This is a genomic window from Enterobacter sp. 342 (assembly GCF_036663495.1).
Taxonomy (GTDB): domain Bacteria; phylum Pseudomonadota; class Gammaproteobacteria; order Enterobacterales; family Enterobacteriaceae; genus Enterobacter.
The window spans coordinates 208887-229258 of sequence record NZ_JAWUEI010000004.1; the positions used below are offsets into that span (position 1 = coordinate 208887).

The following is a 20372-nucleotide window of genomic DNA, read 5'->3' on the forward strand; positions in this document are numbered from 1 at the left end:
ATGCCTCACTTTTTAGACGAAGGGGTATAACGGGTAAATAGCCGGCGAGTGACCAGCGGCAATAACCCCAGTAGTGTAAAGGCGAATACCATACCCGGCGACAAAATATCGTGCAGCGTTGACACTTTTCCCAGTTCACGCCCGGCGTTCAAAAAGACAACCGTGGCGGGCAGCATGGCGATCTGGCTGACCCACCAGTAACGACGTAGCCCAATGCGGGTAAGACCCATCAGCAAATTCACCAGAAAAAACGGGAACAGCGGCATCAGACGCAGAGCAAAAAGATAGCCTGCTCCGTCATGAGCCATGCCGGCGTTCACCGTTTTCATCTGCTGAGCAAACCGCCGCTGGACCCAGTCGCGCAGCAGATAACGGCTGGCGAGCATCGCCAGTGTGGCACCGAGCGTTGAGGCAAACGAGACCAGTACGGTGCCTTCCCACAGAGGAAACAACGCACCACCCAGCAGGGTCAGTATCGCCGCGCCGGGTATCGACAGGGCGGAAACCACCACATAGAGCGCAAAAAAGATCTGCGCACTTTGTAGCGGCGCGTGTTCAACACGAGAGAGTAACGCCTGCTGGTGAGTTTTAATTCCATCCAGGGAGAGTGTGCCCGGAGGAAGCGCGATAAATGTCAGAATAAATGCGCCCAGAAGGGCGCACAGGAAGAGTCTTTTTCGAATGTTCACACGTGATTACAGCTTGAATTTTGCCCAGACCGGCGCGTGATCGGATGGTTTTTCCATGCTGCGGATATCGTAGTCGATACCGGTTTCAATGCAGCGCTCTGCCAGTGGCGAGCTGGCCAGCAGCAGATCGATACGCAGGCCACGGTTGTCATCAAAGCCTTTTGAGCGGTAGTCAAACCAGGAGAAGCGGTCCTGTGTTTCCGGGTTGGCACTGCGGAACGTATCCACCAGCCCCCAGTCAAGCAGACGCGCCATCCACTCACGCTCTTCCGGCAGGAAAGAACATTTGCCGGTACGCAACCAGCGCTTGCGGCTGTCTTCCCCAATGCCGATATCGAGATCCGTCGGGCTAATATTCATATCGCCCATAATCAGCACCGGATTCTCTTTTTTCAGTTCGGTGGTCAGGTAGTCCTGCAGATCCTGGTAGAACTTTGCTTTGGCCGGGAATTTTGTCTCGTGGTCACGGCTCTCACCCTGCGGGAAGTAACCGTTAATGACCGTGATATTCCCGAGTGCAGAAGGCACTTCCGCCATGATAATGCGACGCTGTGCTTCTTCACCATCGCCAGGGAAGCCGCGGCGGACGGATACCGGTGGCGCTTTAGTGAGCAGCGCTACGCCATAGTGGCCTTTCTGTCCGTGATAAAAGACGTTGTAGCCGAGTTTCGCCACCTCTTCGAGGGGGAACATGTCGTCGTGAACTTTTGTCTCCTGCAGGCCGATCACATCTGGCTGATGTTGCTCAACGATAGCTTCAAGCTGATGAGGGCGGGCACGCAGGCCGTTGATATTAAAAGAGACAAATTTCATAGTCGCTGCCAGTGCAAGGTGAATAGTGCATGGATGGTAGCAGAATTTGCGTCAACTGTTACGGGGATTGACCAATAACTGCGACAGATAATGCCAGTGGTGCAATATTTGCACCATTCTGACGCGTCTCGCCCTCAAACAGGGCGTAAATGACAGATAAATTTCGCGAGCGATCACAATTCCAGAATTATATTTGGCCTCTGCATACTCTTTCTTATTTTCATGCGGCAAAGCGCCGCTTGTCGTAAAAATATTCACTTTTTATGCAATAACAGTGAATAACTCCATATTGTAACTTATTGATATTCTGTTGGCTCAACCCGTTTATGCATTTTTATCGCTGGCTGGCACGAAGGCTGCAATCTACATTCACAGTGCAAACACTCAATTATTTAACATTCAAATAACTTTTTATTTACCGGATGAGGTCGCTATGTCTCTGTCAATTACGCGTGAAAATTTCGATGAATGGATGATGCCAGTATACGCTCCGGCGGCTTTTATTCCGGTTCGTGGGGAAGGCTCACGCCTGTGGGACCAGCAGGGTAAAGAGTATATCGACTTTGCAGGTGGGATTGCGGTGAACGCGCTGGGCCATGCTCATCCGGCACTGCGTCAGGCACTGAACGACCAGGCGGCGAAGTTCTGGCATACCGGTAACGGGTTTACCAACGAGCCCGCTCTGCGTCTGGCGAAAAAACTGATCGATGCGACATTTGCCGAAAAGGTCTTTTTCTGTAACTCGGGGGCGGAAGCGAACGAAGCGGCGCTGAAGCTGGCGCGCAAATATGCACACGACAAGTTTGGCACGCACAAGAGCGGTATTGTCGCATTTAAGAACGCCTTCCACGGTCGTACGCTCTTTACCGTCAGCGCGGGCGGTCAGCCTTCTTACTCGCAGGATTTTGCACCGCTGCCGCCCGATATTCGTCACGGTATCTATAACGATCTGCAGTCTGCAAGCGAGTTGATTAACGACACTACCTGCGCGGTGATCGTCGAGCCGATGCAGGGTGAAGGCGGCGTGCTTCCGGCGCAAAAAGCGTTCCTGCAGGGGCTGCGCGAACTGTGCGATCGTCATAATGCGGTACTGATTTTTGATGAAGTGCAAACGGGTGTGGGCCGTACTGGTGAACTGTATGCCTACATGCACTACGGTGTAACGCCGGACGTCCTTTCGACTGCCAAAGCGCTGGGCGGCGGCTTCCCGATTGGGGCAATGCTGACCACCGATAAATTCGCCAGCGTGATGACCGTGGGGACCCATGGCACCACTTACGGCGGTAACCCGCTGGCCACCGCCGTGGCCGGACAGGTTCTCGACATCATTAACACTCCTGAGGTGTTGAAAGGGGTTAAACAGCGCCACGACTGGTTTGTTGAGCGCCTGAATGCCATCAACAGTAAGACCGGTCTGTTCAAAGAAATTCGTGGCCTGGGGCTGTTAATTGGCTGCGAGCTCACCGCTGAGTTTGCCGGAAAAGCGAAACTTATTTCGCAGGAAGCCGCAAAAATGGGTGTGATGGTGCTGATCGCCGGTGCCAATGTGGTGCGTTTTGCTCCTGCGCTGATTGTCAGCCAGGAAGAGGTGCAAACCGGTTTAGATCGCTTTGCGCTGGCCTGTGAACATGTGAAATCCGGGGTGTCATCATGATGGTCATCCGTCCCGTTGAGCGCGGCGATCTCGCCGGGCTCATGAAACTTGCCGGTAAGACGGGAGGTGGGTTGACCTCACTTCCCGCTGATGAAAAAACACTGTCGGCGCGCATTGAGCGCGCCCTGCAAACCTGGCAGGGGACGTTGCCAAAAAGCGAACAGGGTTATGTGTTCGTTCTTGAAGATACCGACACCGGTGCTGTGGCCGGGATTTGCGCCATCGAGGTGGCTGTTGGGTTAAACGACCCGTGGTACAACTACCGCGTCGGCACCATGGTTCATGCCTCGAAAGAGCTGAACGTCTATAACGCGCTGCCGACGCTGTTCCTCTGCAATGACCATACGGGCGCCAGCGAGCTCTGCACGCTGTTCCTCGATCCGGCGTGGCGCAAAGAGGGCAACGGCTATCTGCTTTCCAAATCGCGCTTTATGTTTATGGCCGCCTTTCGCGATCGCTTTAACGAAAAGGTGGTGGCGGAGATGCGCGGCGTGATCGACGACAAAGGCTACTCACCGTTCTGGGAAAGCCTGGGCGAACGTTTCTTCTCGATGGAGTTCAGCCGGGCAGACTATCTGTGCGGAACCGGGCAGAAAGCCTTCATCGCCGAGTTGATGCCGAAGCACCCCATCTATACCCATTTCTTAACTCCGGAAGCGCAGGCGGTGATTGGCGAAGTGCATCCGCAAACCGCGCCAGCCCGCGCAGTGCTGGAGAAAGAGGGCTTCCGCTACCGTAATTATGTCGACATCTTTGACGGCGGGCCTACGCTTGAGTGTGATATCGACCGCGTGCGTGCGATTCGTAAAAGTCGACTGGTTGAGGTCTCTGAAGGTCAGCCCGCACCGGGTGACTGGCCGGCATGTCTGGTGTCGAATGAGAATTACACCAACTTCCGTGCCATGCTGGTACGTACCAACCCGAAATGTGAACGTCTGGTGCTGACGGCTGCAGAACTGGATGCCCTGAAATGTAACGCCGGCGATACGGTTCGCCTGGTGCGTCTCTGCCCTGAGGAGAAAACAGCATGACATTATGGATTAACGGTGACTGGGTTACGGGTGAAGGCGAACAGCGAGTCAAGACCAATCCGGTAGGAAAAGAGGTGCTCTGGAAGGGGAATGACGCCAGTACCGCGCAGGTTGAACAAGCCTGCCATGCCGCTCGCCGCGCATTTCCGGCGTGGGCAAAACAGCCTTTCGCCGTGCGTCAGGCCATTGTTGAAAAGTTTGCCGGTTTGCTGGAGGCGAACAAAGCCGAACTGACGCGCATCATCGCGTCTGAAACCAGTAAACCACGCTGGGAAGCAACAACCGAAGTGACGGCGATGATCAACAAAATTGCCATTTCGGTGAAGGCTTACCACACCCGTACCGGCGAGCAGCACACCGAGATGCCCGACGGCGCGGCCACGCTGCGCCACCGTCCGCACGGCGTGCTGGCGGTGTTCGGTCCGTACAACTTCCCGGGGCATCTGCCGAATGGCCACATTGTGCCTGCGCTGCTGGCAGGCAATACCGTTATTTTCAAGCCAAGTGAGCTCACGCCATTAACCGGCGAGGCGGTGGTGAAGCTGTGGGAACAAGCTGGATTGCCACCAGGTGTGCTGAATCTGGTGCAGGGTGGGCGTGAAACGGGTCAGGCGTTGAGTGCGTTGAGCGATATTGATGGTCTGTTGTTTACCGGCAGCGCCGGAACGGGCTATCAATTGCATCGCCAACTGGCGGGGCAGCCGGAAAAAATTCTGGCGCTGGAGATGGGCGGTAACAATCCACTGATCGTTGAAGACCCTGACGATATTGACGCTGCCGTGCATCTGACCATTCAGTCCGCCTTTATTACCGCCGGACAACGCTGTACCTGTTCCCGTCGCTTACTGGTAAAACGTGGTGCGCAGGGGGATGCCTTCCTGAAACGGCTGGTTGAGGTGAGCGCGCGTCTGGTACCCGCAACGTGGGATGCTGACCCGCAGCCGTTTATGGGGGGGCTGATTTCCGAGCAGGCGGCGTTAAATGTGCTGAAAGCCTGGCAGGATCATGTCGCGCGTGGTGCAAAAACCTTGCTGGAACCGAAGCTGGTCCAGCCTGGCACCTCGCTGCTGACGCCGGGCATTATTGAGATGAGCGGTGCGAGCAACGTGCCAGACGAAGAGGTCTTTGGTCCGCTGTTGTGCGTCTGGCGTTATGACGATTTTGATGCGGCGATTGCAATGGCCAATAACACCCGTTATGGCCTGTCGAGCGGGTTGATTTCTCCTCATCGCGAGAAGTTTGACCAACTGCTGCTTGAAGCGCGCGCCGGGATTGTGAACTGGAATAAACCGCTGACCGGTGCGGCGAGCACTGCACCGTTTGGTGGCGTGGGTGCATCGGGCAACCATCGCGCCAGCGCGTGGTATGCCGCTGATTACTGCGCGTGGCCGATGGCGAGCCTGGAGACCCCGGCCCTGACGCTGCCTGAAACGCTCAATCCGGGTCTGGACTTTACCGGAGGGGAGCGTCATGAAAGCGCGTGAAGTCAACTTTGACGGCCTGGTGGGGCTGACGCACCACTATGCAGGTCTCTCTTTTGGTAATGAAGCCTCGACGAAGCATCGTTTTCAGGTCTCCAACCCGAAACTGGCGGCGAAGCAGGGTCTGTTGAAAATGAAAGCGTTGTCGGATGCTGGTTTCCCGCAGGCGGTTATTCCGCCGCAGGAGCGTCCAAACGTGGCAGTGTTGCGTCAACTTGGTTTCTCCGGCAGCGATGAGCAGGTGGTTGAAAAAGCAGGTACACAGACACCGCATCTGCTCTCTGCGGCAAGTTCTGCCTCATCAATGTGGGTGGCAAATGCGGCAACCGTCGCACCGTCTGCCGATACACTGGATGGCAAAGTCCATTTGACGGTGGCGAACCTGAATAACAAATTCCACCGCGCCACTGAAGCGGAAACCACCGAGCGCGTACTGCGCGCTATTTTCAGTCATGACGCTCATTTTGCGGTGCATCAGGCTCTGCCACAGGTGGCGATGTTTGGCGATGAAGGGGCTGCCAACCATAACCGCCTGGGGGGCGATTATGGCGACCCCGGTGTGCAGTTGTTTATCTACGGGCGTGAAGAGGGCGGTCATTCCGAACCCGTTCGCTATCCGGCCCGTCAGACACTGGCGGCGAGTCAGGCAGTTGCCCGCCTGAATCAGGTCAATCCTTCGCAGGTGATTTTTGCTCAGCAAAATCCGCAGGTGATCGACCAGGGTGTGTTCCACAACGACGTGATTGCTGTCTCCAACCGCCAGGTACTGTTCTGCCATGAGCAGGCGTTTGCCCATCAGGAGAAGCTGCTCGCTACGTTGCATGAACGTGTGCCGGGTTTTATGCCGATCCAGGTGCCTACGCAGGCGGTCAGCGTGCAGGATGCAGTGGAAACCTATCTCTTCAACAGCCAGTTGTTGAGCCGTGACGATGGCAGCATGATGCTGGTGCTGCCGCAGGAGTCCCGGGATCATAAAGGGGTGTGGCGTTATCTGTCAGAGCTGGTTAAGGCTGATAACCCAATTGACGAACTGCGCGTCTTTGATCTGCGTGAAAGTATGGCCAACGGTGGTGGGCCAGCCTGTCTGCGCCTGCGCGTGGTACTGACGCAGAATGAAATGCAGGCCGTTAACCCGGCAGTGATGATGAACGAGACGCTGTTTAACACCCTGAACGACTGGGTGGATCGTTACTATCGTGACCGGTTAACGCAGGCCGACCTGGTCGACCCTCAGCTGCTGCGCGAAGGTCGTGAGGCGCTCGACGCGTTGACATCAATCCTGCAACTGGGATCGGTTTATCCGTTCCAGCGCTAAAGGAGTGAGTATGGAAAATCTACTGGCGCTGACCCTGGCTGATGAAACGCCTGAGCAGAGTGAGGGGGAGGGCCCCTCATTCCACTGGCGCTGGTTGGGGCGCGGAGTGCTTGAGCTGACGCCGACTGCAAAAAGCGATCTGTCACTGCTGCTTTCAACGGGGATTCATGGGAATGAAACGGCACCCGTTGAGATTGTCGATCTGCTGTTGCGCGCGTTGTATCGCGGAGATATCACCCTTAATTGTCGTGTGCTGGTGGTGCTCGGCAACCCGCCAGCGCTGGCACAAAACAAACGGTATCTGGTGAGTGATATTAACCGTATGTTTGGTGGCCGCTGCTCGCAGTTTCCACAGAGTGACGAAACGGCGCGGGCAGAGTGGCTGGAGAAGGTCGTGAGCGCGTTTTTTGCCGCTGCGGGGCCTGCGCGCTGGCATCTTGATCTGCATACGGCGATCCGCGCGTCTTACCATGTTCGCTTTGGTGTTCTGCCACAGCGTAATCAGCCGTGGGATGAAGCGTTCCTGAGCTGGCTGGGGGACGCCGGGCTGGAGGCGTTAGTCTTTCATCAGTCACCGGGCGGAACGTTTACCCATTTTACCTGCGAACATTTCGCTGCACTGGCCTGTACGCTGGAACTGGGAAAAGCCCTCCCGTTCGGCGAGAACGATCTTACCCGCTTTGCGCCTACGCATCTCGCCCTTAGGGCACTGCTGGGAGGAACAGCCCCCGAGCATGTGCATCAGCCCGTTGAGCGGTATCGGGTCGTACAGCAGATCACACGCCGCAGCGATGCCTTCCTGCTTCATATGGCCGCACACACGCTTAACTTCACTCCATTCCGTAAAGGTGTCCTGTTGGCGGAAGATGGCGAGGATCGTTATGAAGTGCAGAAAGCAACGGAATATGTGTTGTTTCCTAACCCGTCGGTGGCGTTTGGTTTGCGAGCCGGGTTGATGCTGGAAAAAATCTCCTGAGTGTTTCCCCTCTCATCCTCTGAGGGGGGAAGTCAAAAACCTTTTCTTAACGATTAAAGCGTTAGCACTTCGTTTGCAGAATATTCCTGGTGAATTGCTTTATTATTAATCTTTACTTCGTTATACTTCCATCAAATTTCTTTAAAATCAGCGTATTGATTATTTTTTGTTGCAACTCTCCACGCTTTATCCTTATTTCCTCCATATTTGTCGAAAATTTGTTTTTTACACTTTCATTGTTTTACCGTTGCTCTGACTAATTGACGATAAAGCCCGTAAAGTTAATCTCGTCAACACGGCATAGCGCCGAAGAAAAACTGAAAGAAAGGAAATAAATTATGCGTAAACTTACTGCACTGTTTGTTGCTTCTACCCTGGCTCTGGGCGCTACCAGCATGGCGTTCGCCGCAGATACAACCACCACCACAGCCGCGCCAACTGAAGGCAAAATGATGATGCATCACCAGGGCAAACCGGGTATGCACAATGAGATGATGATGTTCAAAGATCTGAACCTGACGGATGCGCAGAAGCAGCAGATCCGCGATATCAGAAAAAGTCAGCGCGACGAAATGAAGCGTCCGCCGCTTGAAGAGCGTCGCGCGATGCATGACATCATCGCCAGCGATAGCTTCGATAAGGCGAAAGCTGAAGCGCAGATCGACAAAATGGCTGCGCAGCACAAAGCCCGCATGCTGGCTCACATGGAAACCCAGAACAAGATCTACAACATTCTGACCCCGGAACAGAAAAAACAATTTAATGCGAATTTTGAGAAGCGTCTGACAGAACGTCCGGCGATGGAAGGTAAAATGCCAGCACCAACCGAATAATCGGTTCAACATCTTAAGACCGCCGGGATCCTGTCCACAAAAGCGCTACCGCTGTGGACAGGACCGGCGGTTTTTCTTTCCTTCCCTCTTGCCTGCCGCCGTGGGCGCGGTATGCTCCTGTAGTCGCTTCAGAGAATGCTCGCAGAGTCATGACGTTAGAATTTTTATTAACGTTCCGTTAATGCCTGCCCGCTCTGCTGCCGATACTGTGTCTGTGGATCCCTAACGATAACAAACAAGACAGCAAAGATAGCAATATCCTTGCCCTGGCGCAGATTGTGCCATTCAGGAGTGGTGATGGAGTTCTTTGATATCCGTAAGATGCCGGTCAGTCTCTGGCGCAATGGTGCTGGCGAAACGCGAGAAATTTGTTGTTTTCCTCCCGCGACGCGGGATTTCTTCTGGCGTGCAAGTATTGCGACTATAGCCAGCAACGGGGAATTCTCCTCTTTTCCCGGTGTTGATCGGGTGATTACGTTACTGGAAGGGGGGGAGGTGACGCTGGATGCAGGTCAGGCGTTCTGCCATACCCTGAAACAGCATAAGCCTTACAGCTTTCCTGGCGATCTACCGGTAAAAGCACTGCTTGCGGATGGAAAGATGGCAATGGATTTCAACATCATGACCCGGCGCGATTGCTGTCAGGCAAAAGTTCGTGTTGCTGACCGTACTTTTACCACCTTTGGTTCCCGGGGCGGCGTGGTGTTCGTGTTAAGTGGCGCGTGGCAGTTGGGTGATAAATTGCTGACGGCCGATCAGGGAGCATTCTGGGAAGAGGGCACCCATACACTCCGTCTGCTAGAGTCTGAGGGCACCTTATTGTTCAGTGAAATTAACTGGCTGCCGGGTCACTCAGCACAATGATCTCATATTTGCCGGTTAATACCGGCTTACAGAGTATCTTGTAGCCGTCTTGATCGAATCCGGCGGGTGTGCGTAACAAGGTTGCTGCGTCGTTTATATTGTCAACGGCGCCCAGCCAAAGCCAGTTATTGATGATGTGATACTGGGTCATCGCTTCACCCACTTCCTTTAGTGCAACGGCACTTTCCCACGGCCAGCAGGCGACACTGATGGCCGCCAGCCCGCTGAGAAGCCGGGCATGATGTTCCTCAACGCTTTCTTTCCCACAGCAAGCACCTGCGCAGCGCTTCAGCGCAGCTCGGAAACAGGCGCGCCCACGGGTGGTTGCCTCCAGCCCCAACAGGCTGTAACAAAGCTGTAAATCATCCGCCAGCGTTTGCAGAGCCTGAAGTGCCGCACGTTTATTTGCGAATAAGCCGTAGAGATTTGGGGCATGTGAAAAGTCGACTTCACGTGCGTAGACAATCTGCGGTTTGCCCGCGGTTATCTGCAGGGAGCAAAGCTGACGATTGCGGCGCAAGCGTTTATTGAACAGCGGTTGTTGCTCTTTGATCAGTCGGGCTTCAAGCAACAGCGCGCCCATTTCTCCTGCGGTCTGAACCCAGGTAATGCGTCGTGACTGGCGCAGCATGGCGGCCTCGTCCGGCGTACGGAGATGGGATAATACTCGGCTGCGAATATTGACGCTTTTACCGATGTACAGTGGCAGGGTGTCACTCTCACCGTGAAAGATGTACACACCTGGCTGTTTAGGCAATGCTTCCAGCCATGGGCGAAGGTGCTCGGGATATTCGTAGATAGCCGCCGCTTCAAACTCAAGACGCGGGGCGGATTGACGCCTGCTCACATACCACTCCCTATACTGTTCAGGTATACAGTGTAGCAGGAGTGTGGTGGTTAAAAAAGAGCCGGGTGGCGGCTTCGCCTTACCCGGTCTACATAATGTGGGTTACCGTTTTGCTTTTATTTTTTCCAGAAGTCGTCGAATACGGTAATTGGCGGGCGACGCTTGTGCTCTGTTTTCAGATACCAGCCTTCGATGATTTTCGCGGTACCTTCATCCAGTTTTTTGCCTTCCAGATAATCATCAATGTTGTCATAGGTGACACCAAGCGCCGCTTCATCCGGAAGGGAAGGGCGATCGTCTTCCAGATCCGCCGTTGGCGCTTTCTTATACAGATGCTCAGGGCAGCCCAGCGCGGCAAGCAGTTGCTTACCCTGACGCTTGTTCAGACGGAAGATGGGGTTGATGTCGGTGCCGCCGTCGCCATATTTGGTGAAGAAACCAGTGATCGCTTCTGCCGCATGGTCGGTTCCAACAACTACACCTTTGGTCATCCCGGCGATGCTGTACTGCGCTTTCATGCGCTCGCGGGCTTTCTCGTTCCCACGAACAAAATCACTCAATTCTATGCCGGCTTCGCGCAGCGCCTGCTCGCTTGCCAGTACGGAGCCTTTAATATTCACGGTAAGCACGCGGTCCGGCTGAATGAATGTGATGGCATCCTGGCAATCCTGCTCGTCTGCCTGTACGCCATACGGAAGACGCACGGCGATAAACTGCAGTTTCTCATCACCCGTCTCTTCGCGAAGCTCTGAAATTGCCATCTGGCAGAGTTTACCGGTGAGGGTAGAGTCCTGGCCCCCGCTGATGCCCAGCACCAGGGATTTCAAGAAAGGGTTCGTTTTTAAATACGCTTTTAAAAAATCCACGCTGCGGCGGATCTCTTCATGTGCGTCAATCGCAGGCTTCGCGCCCAGCGCCTGAATAATCTCTTGTTGCAGAGCCATCATGCCCTCCGTATGCAGAACATAAACCGAAAGTATTTACTGCTAAAACTAACCCTTTGGGCGAGAAACGACAAGGATCACAGTTTTGAGTGCGCTAATTTGCGGCGATTTAGCAGGTTATCATTGTTTTATTAGAATTTTCCGAAATTCCTCTGGCGTAATTCACAAAGTTGAACAATCGTACTTTTTATTCCATGCTTAGATAACACGCTGATAAACAAGAGGACGGAATATGAACAAGAACGTAGCGGGAATTCTTAGCGCAGCGGCAGTACTGACTATGCTGGCAGGGTGTACAGCTTATGATCGCACCAAAGATCAGTTCACACAGCCGGTGGTTAAAGATGTCAAAAAAGGTATGACCCGTTCGCAGGTGGCTGCGATTGCCGGTAAACCTTCTTCTGAAGTGACAATGATCCATGCGAAGGGGACATGCCAGACCTATATCCTGGGTCAACGTGATGGTAAGGCAGAGACCTACTTTGTCGCCCTGGATGATACCGGTCATGTGATTAACTCCGGTTATCAGACCTGTGCTGAATACGACACCGATCCGCAAGCTCCTAAGGCGTAGCAACCCTGCTTACCTGAGGATGTTAACAAACCGACCTGCGGGTCGGTTTTTTTATGCATATAAAAATCTTATTTCTTTGCGCGAATTATTTGCCCGAAATGTGAAGGGAGTCAACAAGCCAGGTCAATGAGAGACAATTTGAGTCTGTTCAGAATTATCTCCTGTCTGTACCATTGCGTATACTCACTCCAACGACAAACAACAATACGCAAGCTACCTGTCTGCCGGGACAGCGAGTCGAGTGATAGCAAGATGGCAGGTAGTCATACAAGAGGGAAATTATGATGGAAAAGAAACATATTTACCTGTTCTGCTCAGCGGGCATGTCAACCTCGCTTCTGGTGTCAAAGATGCGTGCACAAGCTGAAAAGTATGAAGTCCCTGTGGTGATTGAAGCGTTTCCTGAGACGCTGGCGGGCGAAAAAGGCCAGAAAGCCGACGTCGTTTTACTGGGGCCGCAAATCGCCTATATGTTACCCGAAATTCAACGACTGTTACCGAATAAACCGGTCGAAGTGATCGACTCAGGGCTGTACGGCAAGATTGATGGTTTAGGTGTACTGAAAGCTGCTGTGGCAGCCATTAAAAAAGCTGCTAATTAATTTTTATTTTTCCCGTCAAAGAGTTATTTCACAAACAATACGCCGTAACTTGTGTTGCGGCATTTAAGGGTATTTTCCTATGAGTAAAGTTATCGCTTCACTTGAAAAGGTACTCCTTCCTTTTGCTGTTAAAATAGGAAAGCAGCCTCACGTTAATGCCATCAAAAACGGCTTTATTAAATTAATGCCGTTGACGCTGGCCGGGGCAATGTTCGTTTTAATTAACAACGTTTTTCTGAGCTTTGGTGAAGGTTCCTTCTTTTATTCATTAGGAATTCGGTTAGACGCTTCGACTATTGAAACCCTTAACGGTTTTAAAGCCATCGGCGGCAACGTCTATAACGGGACGTTAGGTATTATGTCGCTGATGGCGCCTTTCTTTATAGGGATGGCGCTGGCAGAAGAGCGGAAAGTGGATCCACTGGCCGCTGGTTTATTATCCGTTGCCGCATTTATGACCGTGACTCCTTACAGTGTCGGTGAGGCGTATGCGGTGGGTGCCAACTGGCTGGGTGGGGCCAATATCATCTCCGGTATTGTTATCGGGCTGGTAGTGGCGGAGATGTTCACCTTTATTATTCGTCGAAACTGGGTTATCCGTTTGCCAGATAGCGTTCCGGCTTCGGTTTCTCGTTCATTTTCCGCGTTGATTCCAGGCTTCATTATTCTTTCCATCATGGGGATTATTGCCTGGGCGCTTTCTCACTGGGGCACTAACTTCCATCAGATCATCATGGACTCTATCTCTACGCCGCTGGCATCAATGGGTGGAGTGGTCGGTTGGGCGTATGTGATTTTCACTTCTCTGCTGTGGTTCTTTGGCGTGCATGGTTCACTGGCACTGGCTGCGCTGGACAGCGGGATTATGACCCCATGGGCACTGGAAAACGTTGCACTTTACCAGCAGTACGGCTCCGTTGACGCGGCGCTGGCAGCGGGTAAAACCTTCCATGTGTGGGCGAAGCCGATGCTTGACTCCTATATCTTCCTGGGCGGTACCGGGGCGACCTTGGGTCTGATCATCGCGGTCTTTATTGTCTCTCGTCGTGCTGACTACCGCCAGGTGGCCAAACTGGCGCTGCCTTCAGGTATCTTCCAGATTAACGAACCGATCCTGTTTGGTCTGCCAATCATCATGAACCCGGTGATGTTCATCCCGTTCATTCTGATTCAGCCTCTGCTGGCAGCTATTACCCTGACAGCCTATTACATGGGGATCATTCCACCCATCACCAACATTGCACCATGGACAATGCCGGCGGGTCTGGGCGCGTTTTTCAACACCAACGGTAGCGTGGCGGCCTTCCTGCTGGCGATATTCAACCTCGGGATTGCAACACTGCTTTACATGCCATTCGTGGCGATTGCGAACAAAGCAGCAACCATCATTGATGAAGAAGAGAGCGAAGAGGATATTGCCCTCTCACTGAAATTCTAAGATTGACCGGCGCGGGGAAACCCGCGCCAGCCACAAGGAGCTTAAACATGTTAGATTTGGATAGTATTGTTGCAGAAGAAAGCGCAGAGAACGATCTCGAAGAAGTGGTGATGGGGCTCATCATCAATTCCGGACAAGCCCGCAGCCTGGCCTATGCCGCCCTCAAGCAGGCTAAACAGGGTGATTTCGCCGCCGCGAAAACCATGATGGATCAGTCCCGTACGGCGCTGAATGAAGCGCACCTGGTGCAGACGAAGCTCATCGAAGGTGACCAGGGGGAAGGGAAGATGAAGGTTAGCCTGGTGCTGGTACACGCGCAGGATCACCTGATGACGTCGATGCTGGCACGCGAGCTGGTGGCGGAGTTAATTGAGCTTCACGAGAAAATGCAGTAAGTCAGGTCAGGCAGCAGGAGGTCAGCACGATGGAAATTAAAACCGCACTTGAGCAGCAACTGTTTAATGGCAAGAATTTTCACGTGGTCATTTACAACAAAACGGAGAGCGCCAGCGGTCTGCACCAGCATGACTACTATGAGTTCACGATTGTTCTGACCGGCCGCTACTACCAGGAAATCAACGGTAAGCGCGTCCTGCTTGAACGGGGAGATTTTGTCTTCCTGCCGATGGGATCCTATCACCAGAGCTTCTACGAATTTGGCGCCACACGCATTCTGAATGTGGGCGTCAGCAGACGCTTCTTTGAGAAGCACTATCTGCCGCTGGTACCGTTCTGCTTTGTGGCATCACAGGTCTATCGTGTCAAAAACGAGTTTATGACCTGGATTGAAACGGTTATCGCCTCGCTTAACTTCCGCGACAATGAATTTGATGAGTTTATTGAAACGGTGACATTCTATGTGATGAACCGGCTGCGCCATCATCGCGAAGAGCAGCAGGTGACGGATGATGTTCCGCAATGGCTGCGCGGTACCGTGGAACTGATGCACGATAAAGGACAGTTCAGTGAAAATGCGCTGGAGAATATGGTTTCACTGTCGGGAAAATCGCAGGAATATCTGACCCGCGCGACACAGCGTTATTATCGTAAAACACCAGTGCAAATTATTAATGAAATCCGCATTAATTTTGCCAAAAAACAGCTGGAAATTACCAACTATTCTGTCACCGATATTGCTTACGAATCCGGATACAGTAGCCCCAGTCTGTTTATTAAAACCTTTAAGAAATTGACATCGTTCACCCCGAACAGTTACCGGAAAAACTTGACGGTAATTAATTAACTTTCGGCGGATTTACCCGCCACGAATATTGCCTTGATTGCTTGCCCAAATAGCGGGAAGAGTACGCTATACCTTGCAGGCGATTAACCTGATACGCTAAGGGAGATATTATGCAAAAGAAATTAAAAGTCGTAACCATTGGTGGCGGCAGCAGTTATACCCCGGAATTACTTGAAGGTTTCCTGAAACGTTATCATGAATTACCGGTTAGCGAGTTATGGCTGGTTGACGTTGAGGAAGGCCAGGAGAAACTGAATATTATTTTCGACCTGTGCAAGCGCATGGTTGAGAAAGCCGGCGTGCCTTTAACCGTGCATAAAACCCTGGACCGCCGACTGGCGCTGAAAGATGCTGACTTCGTGACCACCCAACTGCGCGTGGGTCAGTTAAAGGCGCGTGAACTGGACGAACGCATTCCACTGAGTCACGGTTATCTGGGACAAGAGACCAACGGCGCGGGCGGCCTGTTCAAAGGTTTGCGTACCATCCCAGTCATTTTCGACATCATCAAAGATGTCGAAGAGATTTGCCCGAACGCATGGGTGATTAACTTTACCAACCCGGCCGGGATGGTGACCGAGGCGGTCTATCGCCATACAGGTTTCAAACGCTTTATCGGCGTCTGTAATATTCCGATTGGCATGAAGATGTTTATCCGCGACGTTCTGGAACTGACCGACAACGACGATCTCTCCATCGATCTGTTCGGCCTGAACCACATGGTGTTTATCAAAGATGTCATTGTGAACGGAAAATCACGCTTTGCTGAACTGCTCGACGGCGTGGCTTCCGGCCGCCTGACCGCGGCGTCCGTGAAAAACATCTTTGACCTGCCGTTCAGTGAAGGGCTAATCCGCTCGCTGAATCTGCTGCCATGCTCGTACCTGCTTTACTACTTTAAGCAGAAAGAGATGCTGGCTATCGAAATGGGCGAGTACTATAAGGGCGGCGCACGTGCTCAGATAGTCCAGAAAGTGGAGAAGCAGCTGTTCGATTTGTATAAAGATCCGAACCTGAACGTCAAACCGAAAGAGCTGGAGCAGCGCGGTGGGGCGTATTACTCCGATGCAGCGTGTGAAGTTATCAATGCCATTTACAACGATAAGCAAGCGGAGCATTACGTTAATGTGCCGCATCATGGCCATATCGACAACATTCCGGCTGACTGGGCCATCGAGATGACCTGTATTCTGGGGCGTGATGGGGCGAAACCACATCCGCGCATCACTCACTTTGATGACAAAGTCATGGGCCTGATTCACACCATCAAAGGATTTGAAGTAGCTGCCAGTCATGCGGCGTTAAGCGGTGAGCTTAATGACGTGCTGCTGGCACTGAACCTCAGCCCGCTGGTTCATTCTGATCGCGATGCGGAGCAACTGGCCAGTGAGATGATTCTGGCGCATGAAAAATGGTTGCCGAACTTTGCTGCAACAATAGAGAAGCTGAAGTTCAAACACCGTTAAGGGGATGCGCAATGGAAAACCTGCTGATCGTCAATGCTGATGATTTTGGTCTCTCCAGAGGTCAAAACTACGGCATTATTGAAGCCTGCCGTCGGGGGATCGTAACCTCTACAACGGCACTGGTTAATGGTGAAGCGGTTGAACACGCGGCGCAGTTGAGCCGCGACGTTCCGGCACTGGGCGTCGGCATGCACTTTGTGTTGACACTTGGGATGCCGCTTTCGCAGATGCCAGGTCTGACTCGCGACGGACAGCTGGGTAAGTGGATTTGGGAACTGGCGGAGCAGGATGCTCTGCCGCTCGAAGAAATTACCCGTGAGCTGGACTGTCAGTTCAACCGCTTTGTTGATGTGTTTGGCAAGGAGCCGACGCACATAGACAGTCACCATCACGTGCATATGATCCCGGCAATTTTCCCAATTGTCGCAGAGTTTGCGCGACGCAAAGGGGTAGCAATGCGTGTGGATCGTGACGTGCAGGTACTGCACGGCTTGTCATTCTTCTCTGTGCCCACAACGGACGGATTCAGTAGTGCGTTTTACGGCGAAGAGATCAGTGAAGCACTATTCCTGAAAGTGCTGGATGATTCGGCCGCCCGAGGTGAAAAGTCGGTGGAAGTGATGGCGCACCCTGCTTTTGTTGATAACACGGTACGCAAGAGCGCCTACTGCTGGCCAAGACTGGCGGAACTGGATGTGCTGACGTCGGCATCGCTGAAGTACGCGGTTGCCGAGCGCGGATATCGGTTGGGAACGTTCAGGGATCTGTAAGAAGTGCCGGGGGGCGGTTTCGCCTTACCCGGCATTTTTTTACGCCGGTATCTGGGCAATCTTACTGCTGCGCGACCAGACGCGGTGAACAGCGAGCAAATCAAACAGTTTCGTCATAAACGCGTCATCGACGTTATCGCCCTCCACAATGCCATCCTCACCCTGATCCGCCACCTTCAACTGCGCTTTAAACTGTCGCGCATCACCGGATAGCGCGATCGGTTTAAGATGTTTATAGGCTTCCAGCAAGTAATAGACTGCGTCACCGTTGGTCAGCAGGCTGTTAATATCCCCGCACGGCACAATTACCGCATCGACGGTTAGCGATGGCGCACCGGCAAAGGTCGCCGCTACCGGCAGCACGGAGCCGTCATCGGCGGTCACTTCCCCCATGCGGGAATAAAGCAGTTTCGCATGCATGCCCTGGGTTTTCAGCGCCTGCATAATTCCCAGCACATCACTGGCGCGGGTTTTATCATTCAGCAGAATGGCGACCACGCGGCCTTTAAATGAGCCACCCGGAACTGCATACAGACTCAGTGACGGATCTTTTTTCACCCCATTAACCGCTTTTGGCGGCGCCAGGTTGCGTTGCTCATCGGTGAGCGTAATACCCAGGTTATCCGCCACGCTCTGAGCAAGCTGAATATCAATATGCGCCAGCTGATCGACCACGCGCTCGCGGATGTAGGTTCGCACCACTTTGCTGAGCTCAAAGCTGAAGCCGCCGATAATGTGCTGTTGCTCTATCGGCGTCTGGCTGTTCCAGAACAGGCGAGGGTGGGCGTAATACTCGCCGAACGAGGGGCTGCGTTCGCGAATTTTGTTACCATCGATACGCTCCTGATACGATTCGAATCCACCGCGTTTCGGCCCGGGAGGGGTTTCGCGCGGCCAGTTATCGTTGATGGAGTTTGGCTCATAGTTAGCCGGGTTAGTATCAATATCCTGCCGATGCATCCCGTCGCGCTGGAAGTTGTGGTACGGGCAAGTTGGGCGGTTTATTGGGATTTCGTGGAAATTCGGCCCACCAAGACGGCTGATCTGCGTATCGGTATATGAGAACAGGCGTCCCTGCAAGAGCGGATCGTTGGTGAAGTCCAGTCCCGGTACGATGTGCCCCGGGTGGAACGCAACCTGTTCGTTTTCGGTAAAGAAATTATCCGGGTTGCGGTTGAGCACCATTTTCCCCACCAGTTGAACTGGCACTAGCTCTTCCGGGATCAGCTTCGTCGGGTCAAGGAGATCGAAATCGAATTTACATTCGTCCTCTTCCGGAATGAGTTGCAGGCCAAGTTCATACTCCGGGAAATCACCCGCTTCAATGGACTCCCACAGCTCACGGCGATGGAAGTCCGGATCGCGTCCGGTCAGCTTCTGCGCTTCGTCCCACACCAGCGAGGCTTTACCCGCCACAGGCTTCCAGTGGAAACGGACAAACGTGGCTTTACCTTCGGCGTTGATCAGACGGAAGGTATGGATGCCAAATCCCTCCATCGTACGATAACTGCGCGGAATGCCCCTGTCTGACATCGCCCACATCACGTTGTGTAATGTTTCAGGCTGTAGGGAGACATAGTCCCAGAAGGTGTCGTGCGCACTTTGTCCCTGCGGTATGGCCCAGTGGGGCTCCGGTTTTACCGCATGGACAAAGTCAGGAAATTTATGCGCATCCTGAATGAAGAACACCGGGGTGTTATTGCCCACCAGATCGAAAATACCCTCTTCGGTATAAAATTTAGTGGCAAAGCCGCGGATATCTCTGACGGTGTCTGCCGAACCCGCGCCACCCTGCACGGTGGAGAAACGTACAAACACCGGTGTGATTTTATCCGGGTCGGAGAGGAAATCCGCTTTGGTGATCGCTTTCAGACTCTTATAGGGCTGAAAGTAGCCGTGTGCCGCGAAACCGCGGGCGTGGACGATGCGTTCCGGTATCCGTTCGTGGTCAAAATGGGTGATTTTTTCCCGCAGGATAAAATCTTCCAGAAGGGTCGGCCCACGTGCGCCTGCGCGGAGGGAGTTCTGATCGTCAGCAATGCGCACCCCCTGATTGGTGGTGAGCGCAAAACCTTCTCCGCCTTTACGGTGTGGCTCAAGAGATTTCAGCTTCTCATTTCCCGTGTCCGGTGATTTTATGCTTCCCGGTGCGGTAGGTTGTTCGCCTGGGGCAGAAGGGCCGGGTGAGGGGCGGTGAGAGCCGTCAGCAGGGGCGAGAGAGTCCATCCCCGGTTGAGATTCTTCAGTGCCATGAATCGGTGATAGATGTGTTTTATCTTTGTTCGACATTGCACGATTCTCCTTGATTCATTGCTAAAAGACCTTTTAAGGATAGGATAATGTCGCAGGATGGTTTGCTAACTAAGAGTTTTCACATACCGCCATTAACGAAAGGAGTCATCTCACCCACTCGGAGCGCGACGGAAGGTAGCAGGATCGGCTATCATAGAATTTTCCTGCTTCAAGAATTTGTTTTAGTGAACCAGCCGCTTATGAAACCTCTTCGTCAACAAAACCGCCAGGTTATTAGCTATGTGCCCCGCGTTGAACCCGCGCCGCCTGACCATGCCCTGAAAGTGGAGGGTTTTCGCGACGTCTGGCAGTTGCGGGGGAAATATGTTGCGTTTGTCCTGATCGGCGAACATTTCCGTCGTTCACCTACTTTTACAGTGCCGGAATCCGCGCAACGGTGGGCGATGCAGATCCGCCAGGATGAAGAGGTTGAAGAATAACAGCTATAAAAAAACCGCCATCATGAAGTGAACCCCATATATTGGACACTTTCTTAACTGGCGGCTGACATGGCCTGAGTTCGGTATTGTACCGGACTCA

19 protein-coding genes and 1 pseudogene are annotated in these 20372 nt (G+C 53.1%); 15 read left to right on the plus strand and 5 right to left on the minus strand.

Annotated features, from left to right (window positions below; translation table 11 throughout):
* Positions 1-5: 5 nt before the first annotated feature.
* Both V6E55_RS05445 and xthA read right to left on the minus strand, forming a co-directional pair.
* A complete protein-coding gene (locus V6E55_RS05445) occupies positions 6-689 on the minus strand; it encodes a TVP38/TMEM64 family protein (RefSeq protein WP_316942334.1) in 684 nt (227 codons plus the stop codon).
* Positions 690-695: 6 nt separating this feature from the next.
* The gene (gene xthA / locus V6E55_RS05450) at positions 696-1502 is read right to left on the minus strand and encodes an exodeoxyribonuclease III (RefSeq protein WP_114978111.1); all 807 of its coding nucleotides are present in this window, start codon (positions 1500-1502) and stop codon (positions 696-698) included.
* A gap of 433 nt (positions 1503-1935) precedes the next feature.
* On the opposite strand from xthA, the gene astC reads away from it, so the two are divergent.
* The 7 genes from astC to ves all read left to right on the plus strand — a co-directional run bounded on the left by astC (position 1936) and on the right by ves (position 9656).
* Positions 1936-3156, plus strand: a complete 1221-nt coding sequence (gene astC, locus V6E55_RS05455) for a succinylornithine/acetylornithine transaminase (protein WP_114978110.1) — start codon at positions 1936-1938, stop codon at positions 3154-3156.
* Positions 3153-4187 carry an arginine N-succinyltransferase gene (astA, locus tag V6E55_RS05460; protein ID WP_114978109.1) on the plus strand — a complete coding sequence of 345 codons (1035 nt, stop codon included), beginning with the start codon at positions 3153-3155 and terminating at the stop codon, positions 4185-4187. Before astC ends, astA begins: the two co-directional genes overlap by 4 nt.
* Positions 4184-5671, plus strand: a complete 1488-nt coding sequence (gene astD, locus V6E55_RS05465; protein WP_316942335.1) for a succinylglutamate-semialdehyde dehydrogenase — start codon at positions 4184-4186, stop codon at positions 5669-5671. Before astA ends, astD begins: the two co-directional genes overlap by 4 nt.
* Positions 5658-6983 carry an N-succinylarginine dihydrolase gene (astB, locus tag V6E55_RS05470; RefSeq protein ID WP_114978107.1) on the plus strand — a complete coding sequence of 442 codons (1326 nt, stop codon included), beginning with the start codon at positions 5658-5660 and terminating at the stop codon, positions 6981-6983. Before astD ends, astB begins: the two co-directional genes overlap by 14 nt.
* A 10-nt stretch (positions 6984-6993) precedes the next feature.
* Positions 6994-7959 carry a succinylglutamate desuccinylase gene (gene astE, locus V6E55_RS05475; RefSeq protein ID WP_316942336.1) on the plus strand — a complete coding sequence of 322 codons (966 nt, stop codon included), beginning with the start codon at positions 6994-6996 and terminating at the stop codon, positions 7957-7959.
* A 338-nt stretch (positions 7960-8297) separates the two neighbouring features.
* Positions 8298-8792: an ATP-independent periplasmic protein-refolding chaperone Spy gene (gene spy, locus V6E55_RS05480; RefSeq protein ID WP_129996054.1), complete on the plus strand. Its 495-nt coding sequence runs from the start codon at positions 8298-8300 to the stop codon at positions 8790-8792.
* Between the two features lie 297 nt (positions 8793-9089).
* Complete coding sequence (gene ves, locus V6E55_RS05485) at positions 9090-9656, plus strand: environmental stress-induced protein Ves (RefSeq protein ID WP_129996053.1); 567 nt, start codon at positions 9090-9092, stop codon at positions 9654-9656.
* Here ves and cho read toward each other — a convergent pair.
* Positions 9625-10503, minus strand: coding sequence for an excinuclease Cho (cho, locus tag V6E55_RS05490; RefSeq protein WP_114978103.1), 879 nt, complete (start codon positions 10501-10503; stop codon positions 9625-9627). The two genes, ves and cho, sit on opposite strands and share 32 nt — an antisense overlap.
* A gap of 116 nt (positions 10504-10619) precedes the next feature.
* A complete protein-coding gene (gene nadE, locus V6E55_RS05495) occupies positions 10620-11447 on the minus strand; it encodes an ammonia-dependent NAD(+) synthetase (protein WP_114978102.1) in 828 nt (275 codons plus the stop codon).
* A 232-nt stretch (positions 11448-11679) separates the two neighbouring features.
* Here nadE and osmE point away from each other — a divergent pair, with 232 nt between their 5' ends.
* The 7 genes and pseudogenes from osmE to chbG all read left to right on the plus strand — a co-directional run bounded on the left by osmE (position 11680) and on the right by chbG (position 17540).
* Positions 11680-12021, plus strand: coding sequence for an osmotically-inducible lipoprotein OsmE (osmE, locus tag V6E55_RS05500; protein WP_008500677.1), 342 nt, complete (start codon positions 11680-11682; stop codon positions 12019-12021).
* A gap of 284 nt (positions 12022-12305) precedes the next feature.
* Entirely contained in the window at positions 12306-12623 is a 318-nt protein-coding gene (gene chbB / locus V6E55_RS05505) for a PTS N,N'-diacetylchitobiose transporter subunit IIB (RefSeq protein ID WP_014883474.1), read from the plus strand.
* Between the two features lie 79 nt (positions 12624-12702).
* The gene (chbC, locus tag V6E55_RS05510) at positions 12703-14061 is read left to right on the plus strand and encodes a PTS N,N'-diacetylchitobiose transporter subunit IIC (protein ID WP_028017210.1); all 1359 of its coding nucleotides are present in this window, start codon (positions 12703-12705) and stop codon (positions 14059-14061) included.
* Between the two features lie 47 nt (positions 14062-14108).
* Positions 14109-14456, plus strand: coding sequence for a PTS N,N'-diacetylchitobiose transporter subunit IIA (chbA, locus tag V6E55_RS05515; RefSeq protein WP_028017211.1), 348 nt, complete (start codon positions 14109-14111; stop codon positions 14454-14456).
* A gap of 11 nt (positions 14457-14467) precedes the next feature.
* Positions 14468-15304: pseudogene (gene chbR, locus V6E55_RS05520) on the plus strand (transcriptional regulator ChbR); the annotation flags it as partial.
* 110 nt (positions 15305-15414) lie between these two features.
* On the plus strand, positions 15415-16770 hold the full coding sequence (locus tag V6E55_RS05525) for a 6-phospho-beta-glucosidase (protein ID WP_028017213.1): 1356 nt from the start codon (positions 15415-15417) through the stop codon (positions 16768-16770).
* Between the two features lie 11 nt (positions 16771-16781).
* Positions 16782-17540, plus strand: coding sequence for a chitin disaccharide deacetylase (gene chbG / locus V6E55_RS05530; protein WP_114978100.1), 759 nt, complete (start codon positions 16782-16784; stop codon positions 17538-17540).
* 39 nt (positions 17541-17579) lie between these two features.
* Here the strand turns inward: chbG and katE are convergent, their stop codons facing one another.
* Positions 17580-19829 (minus strand): catalase HPII, encoded by a 2250-nt coding sequence (katE, locus tag V6E55_RS05535; RefSeq protein ID WP_316942337.1) that lies wholly within the window; start codon positions 19827-19829, stop codon positions 17580-17582.
* Positions 19830-20017: 188 nt separating this feature from the next.
* On the opposite strand from katE, the gene cedA reads away from it, so the two are divergent.
* Positions 20018-20272 carry a cell division activator CedA gene (gene cedA / locus V6E55_RS05540; protein WP_071845469.1) on the plus strand — a complete coding sequence of 85 codons (255 nt, stop codon included), beginning with the start codon at positions 20018-20020 and terminating at the stop codon, positions 20270-20272.
* The last annotated feature ends 100 nt before the right edge of the window (positions 20273-20372 follow it).

Excerpts from the sequence above, each read along its gene's own strand:
- chbC (WP_028017210.1), top strand. The coding sequence starts at position 12,703 with ATGAGTAAAGTTATCGCTTCACTTGAAAAGGTACTCCTTCCTTTTGCT.
- astD (WP_316942335.1), top strand. The coding sequence starts at position 4,184 with ATGACATTATGGATTAACGGTGACTGGGTTACGGGTGAAGGCGAACAG.
- xthA (WP_114978111.1), bottom strand. The coding sequence starts at position 1,502 with ATGAAATTTGTCTCTTTTAATATCAACGGCCTGCGTGCCCGCCCTCAT.
- chbB (WP_014883474.1), top strand. The coding sequence starts at position 12,306 with ATGGAAAAGAAACATATTTACCTGTTCTGCTCAGCGGGCATGTCAACC.
- V6E55_RS05525 (WP_028017213.1), top strand. The coding sequence starts at position 15,415 with ATGCAAAAGAAATTAAAAGTCGTAACCATTGGTGGCGGCAGCAGTTAT.
- katE (WP_316942337.1), bottom strand. The coding sequence starts at position 19,829 with ATGTCGAACAAAGATAAAACACATCTATCACCGATTCATGGCACTGAA.
- astE (WP_316942336.1), top strand. The coding sequence starts at position 6,994 with ATGGAAAATCTACTGGCGCTGACCCTGGCTGATGAAACGCCTGAGCAG.
- astA (WP_114978109.1), top strand. The coding sequence starts at position 3,153 with ATGATGGTCATCCGTCCCGTTGAGCGCGGCGATCTCGCCGGGCTCATG.
- chbA (WP_028017211.1), top strand. The coding sequence starts at position 14,109 with ATGTTAGATTTGGATAGTATTGTTGCAGAAGAAAGCGCAGAGAACGAT.
- chbG (WP_114978100.1), top strand. The coding sequence starts at position 16,782 with ATGGAAAACCTGCTGATCGTCAATGCTGATGATTTTGGTCTCTCCAGA.
- osmE (WP_008500677.1), top strand. The coding sequence starts at position 11,680 with ATGAACAAGAACGTAGCGGGAATTCTTAGCGCAGCGGCAGTACTGACT.
- astB (WP_114978107.1), top strand. The coding sequence starts at position 5,658 with ATGAAAGCGCGTGAAGTCAACTTTGACGGCCTGGTGGGGCTGACGCAC.
- spy (WP_129996054.1), top strand. The coding sequence starts at position 8,298 with ATGCGTAAACTTACTGCACTGTTTGTTGCTTCTACCCTGGCTCTGGGC.
- ves (WP_129996053.1), top strand. The coding sequence starts at position 9,090 with ATGGAGTTCTTTGATATCCGTAAGATGCCGGTCAGTCTCTGGCGCAAT.
- nadE (WP_114978102.1), bottom strand. The coding sequence starts at position 11,447 with ATGGCTCTGCAACAAGAGATTATTCAGGCGCTGGGCGCGAAGCCTGCG.
- astC (WP_114978110.1), top strand. The coding sequence starts at position 1,936 with ATGTCTCTGTCAATTACGCGTGAAAATTTCGATGAATGGATGATGCCA.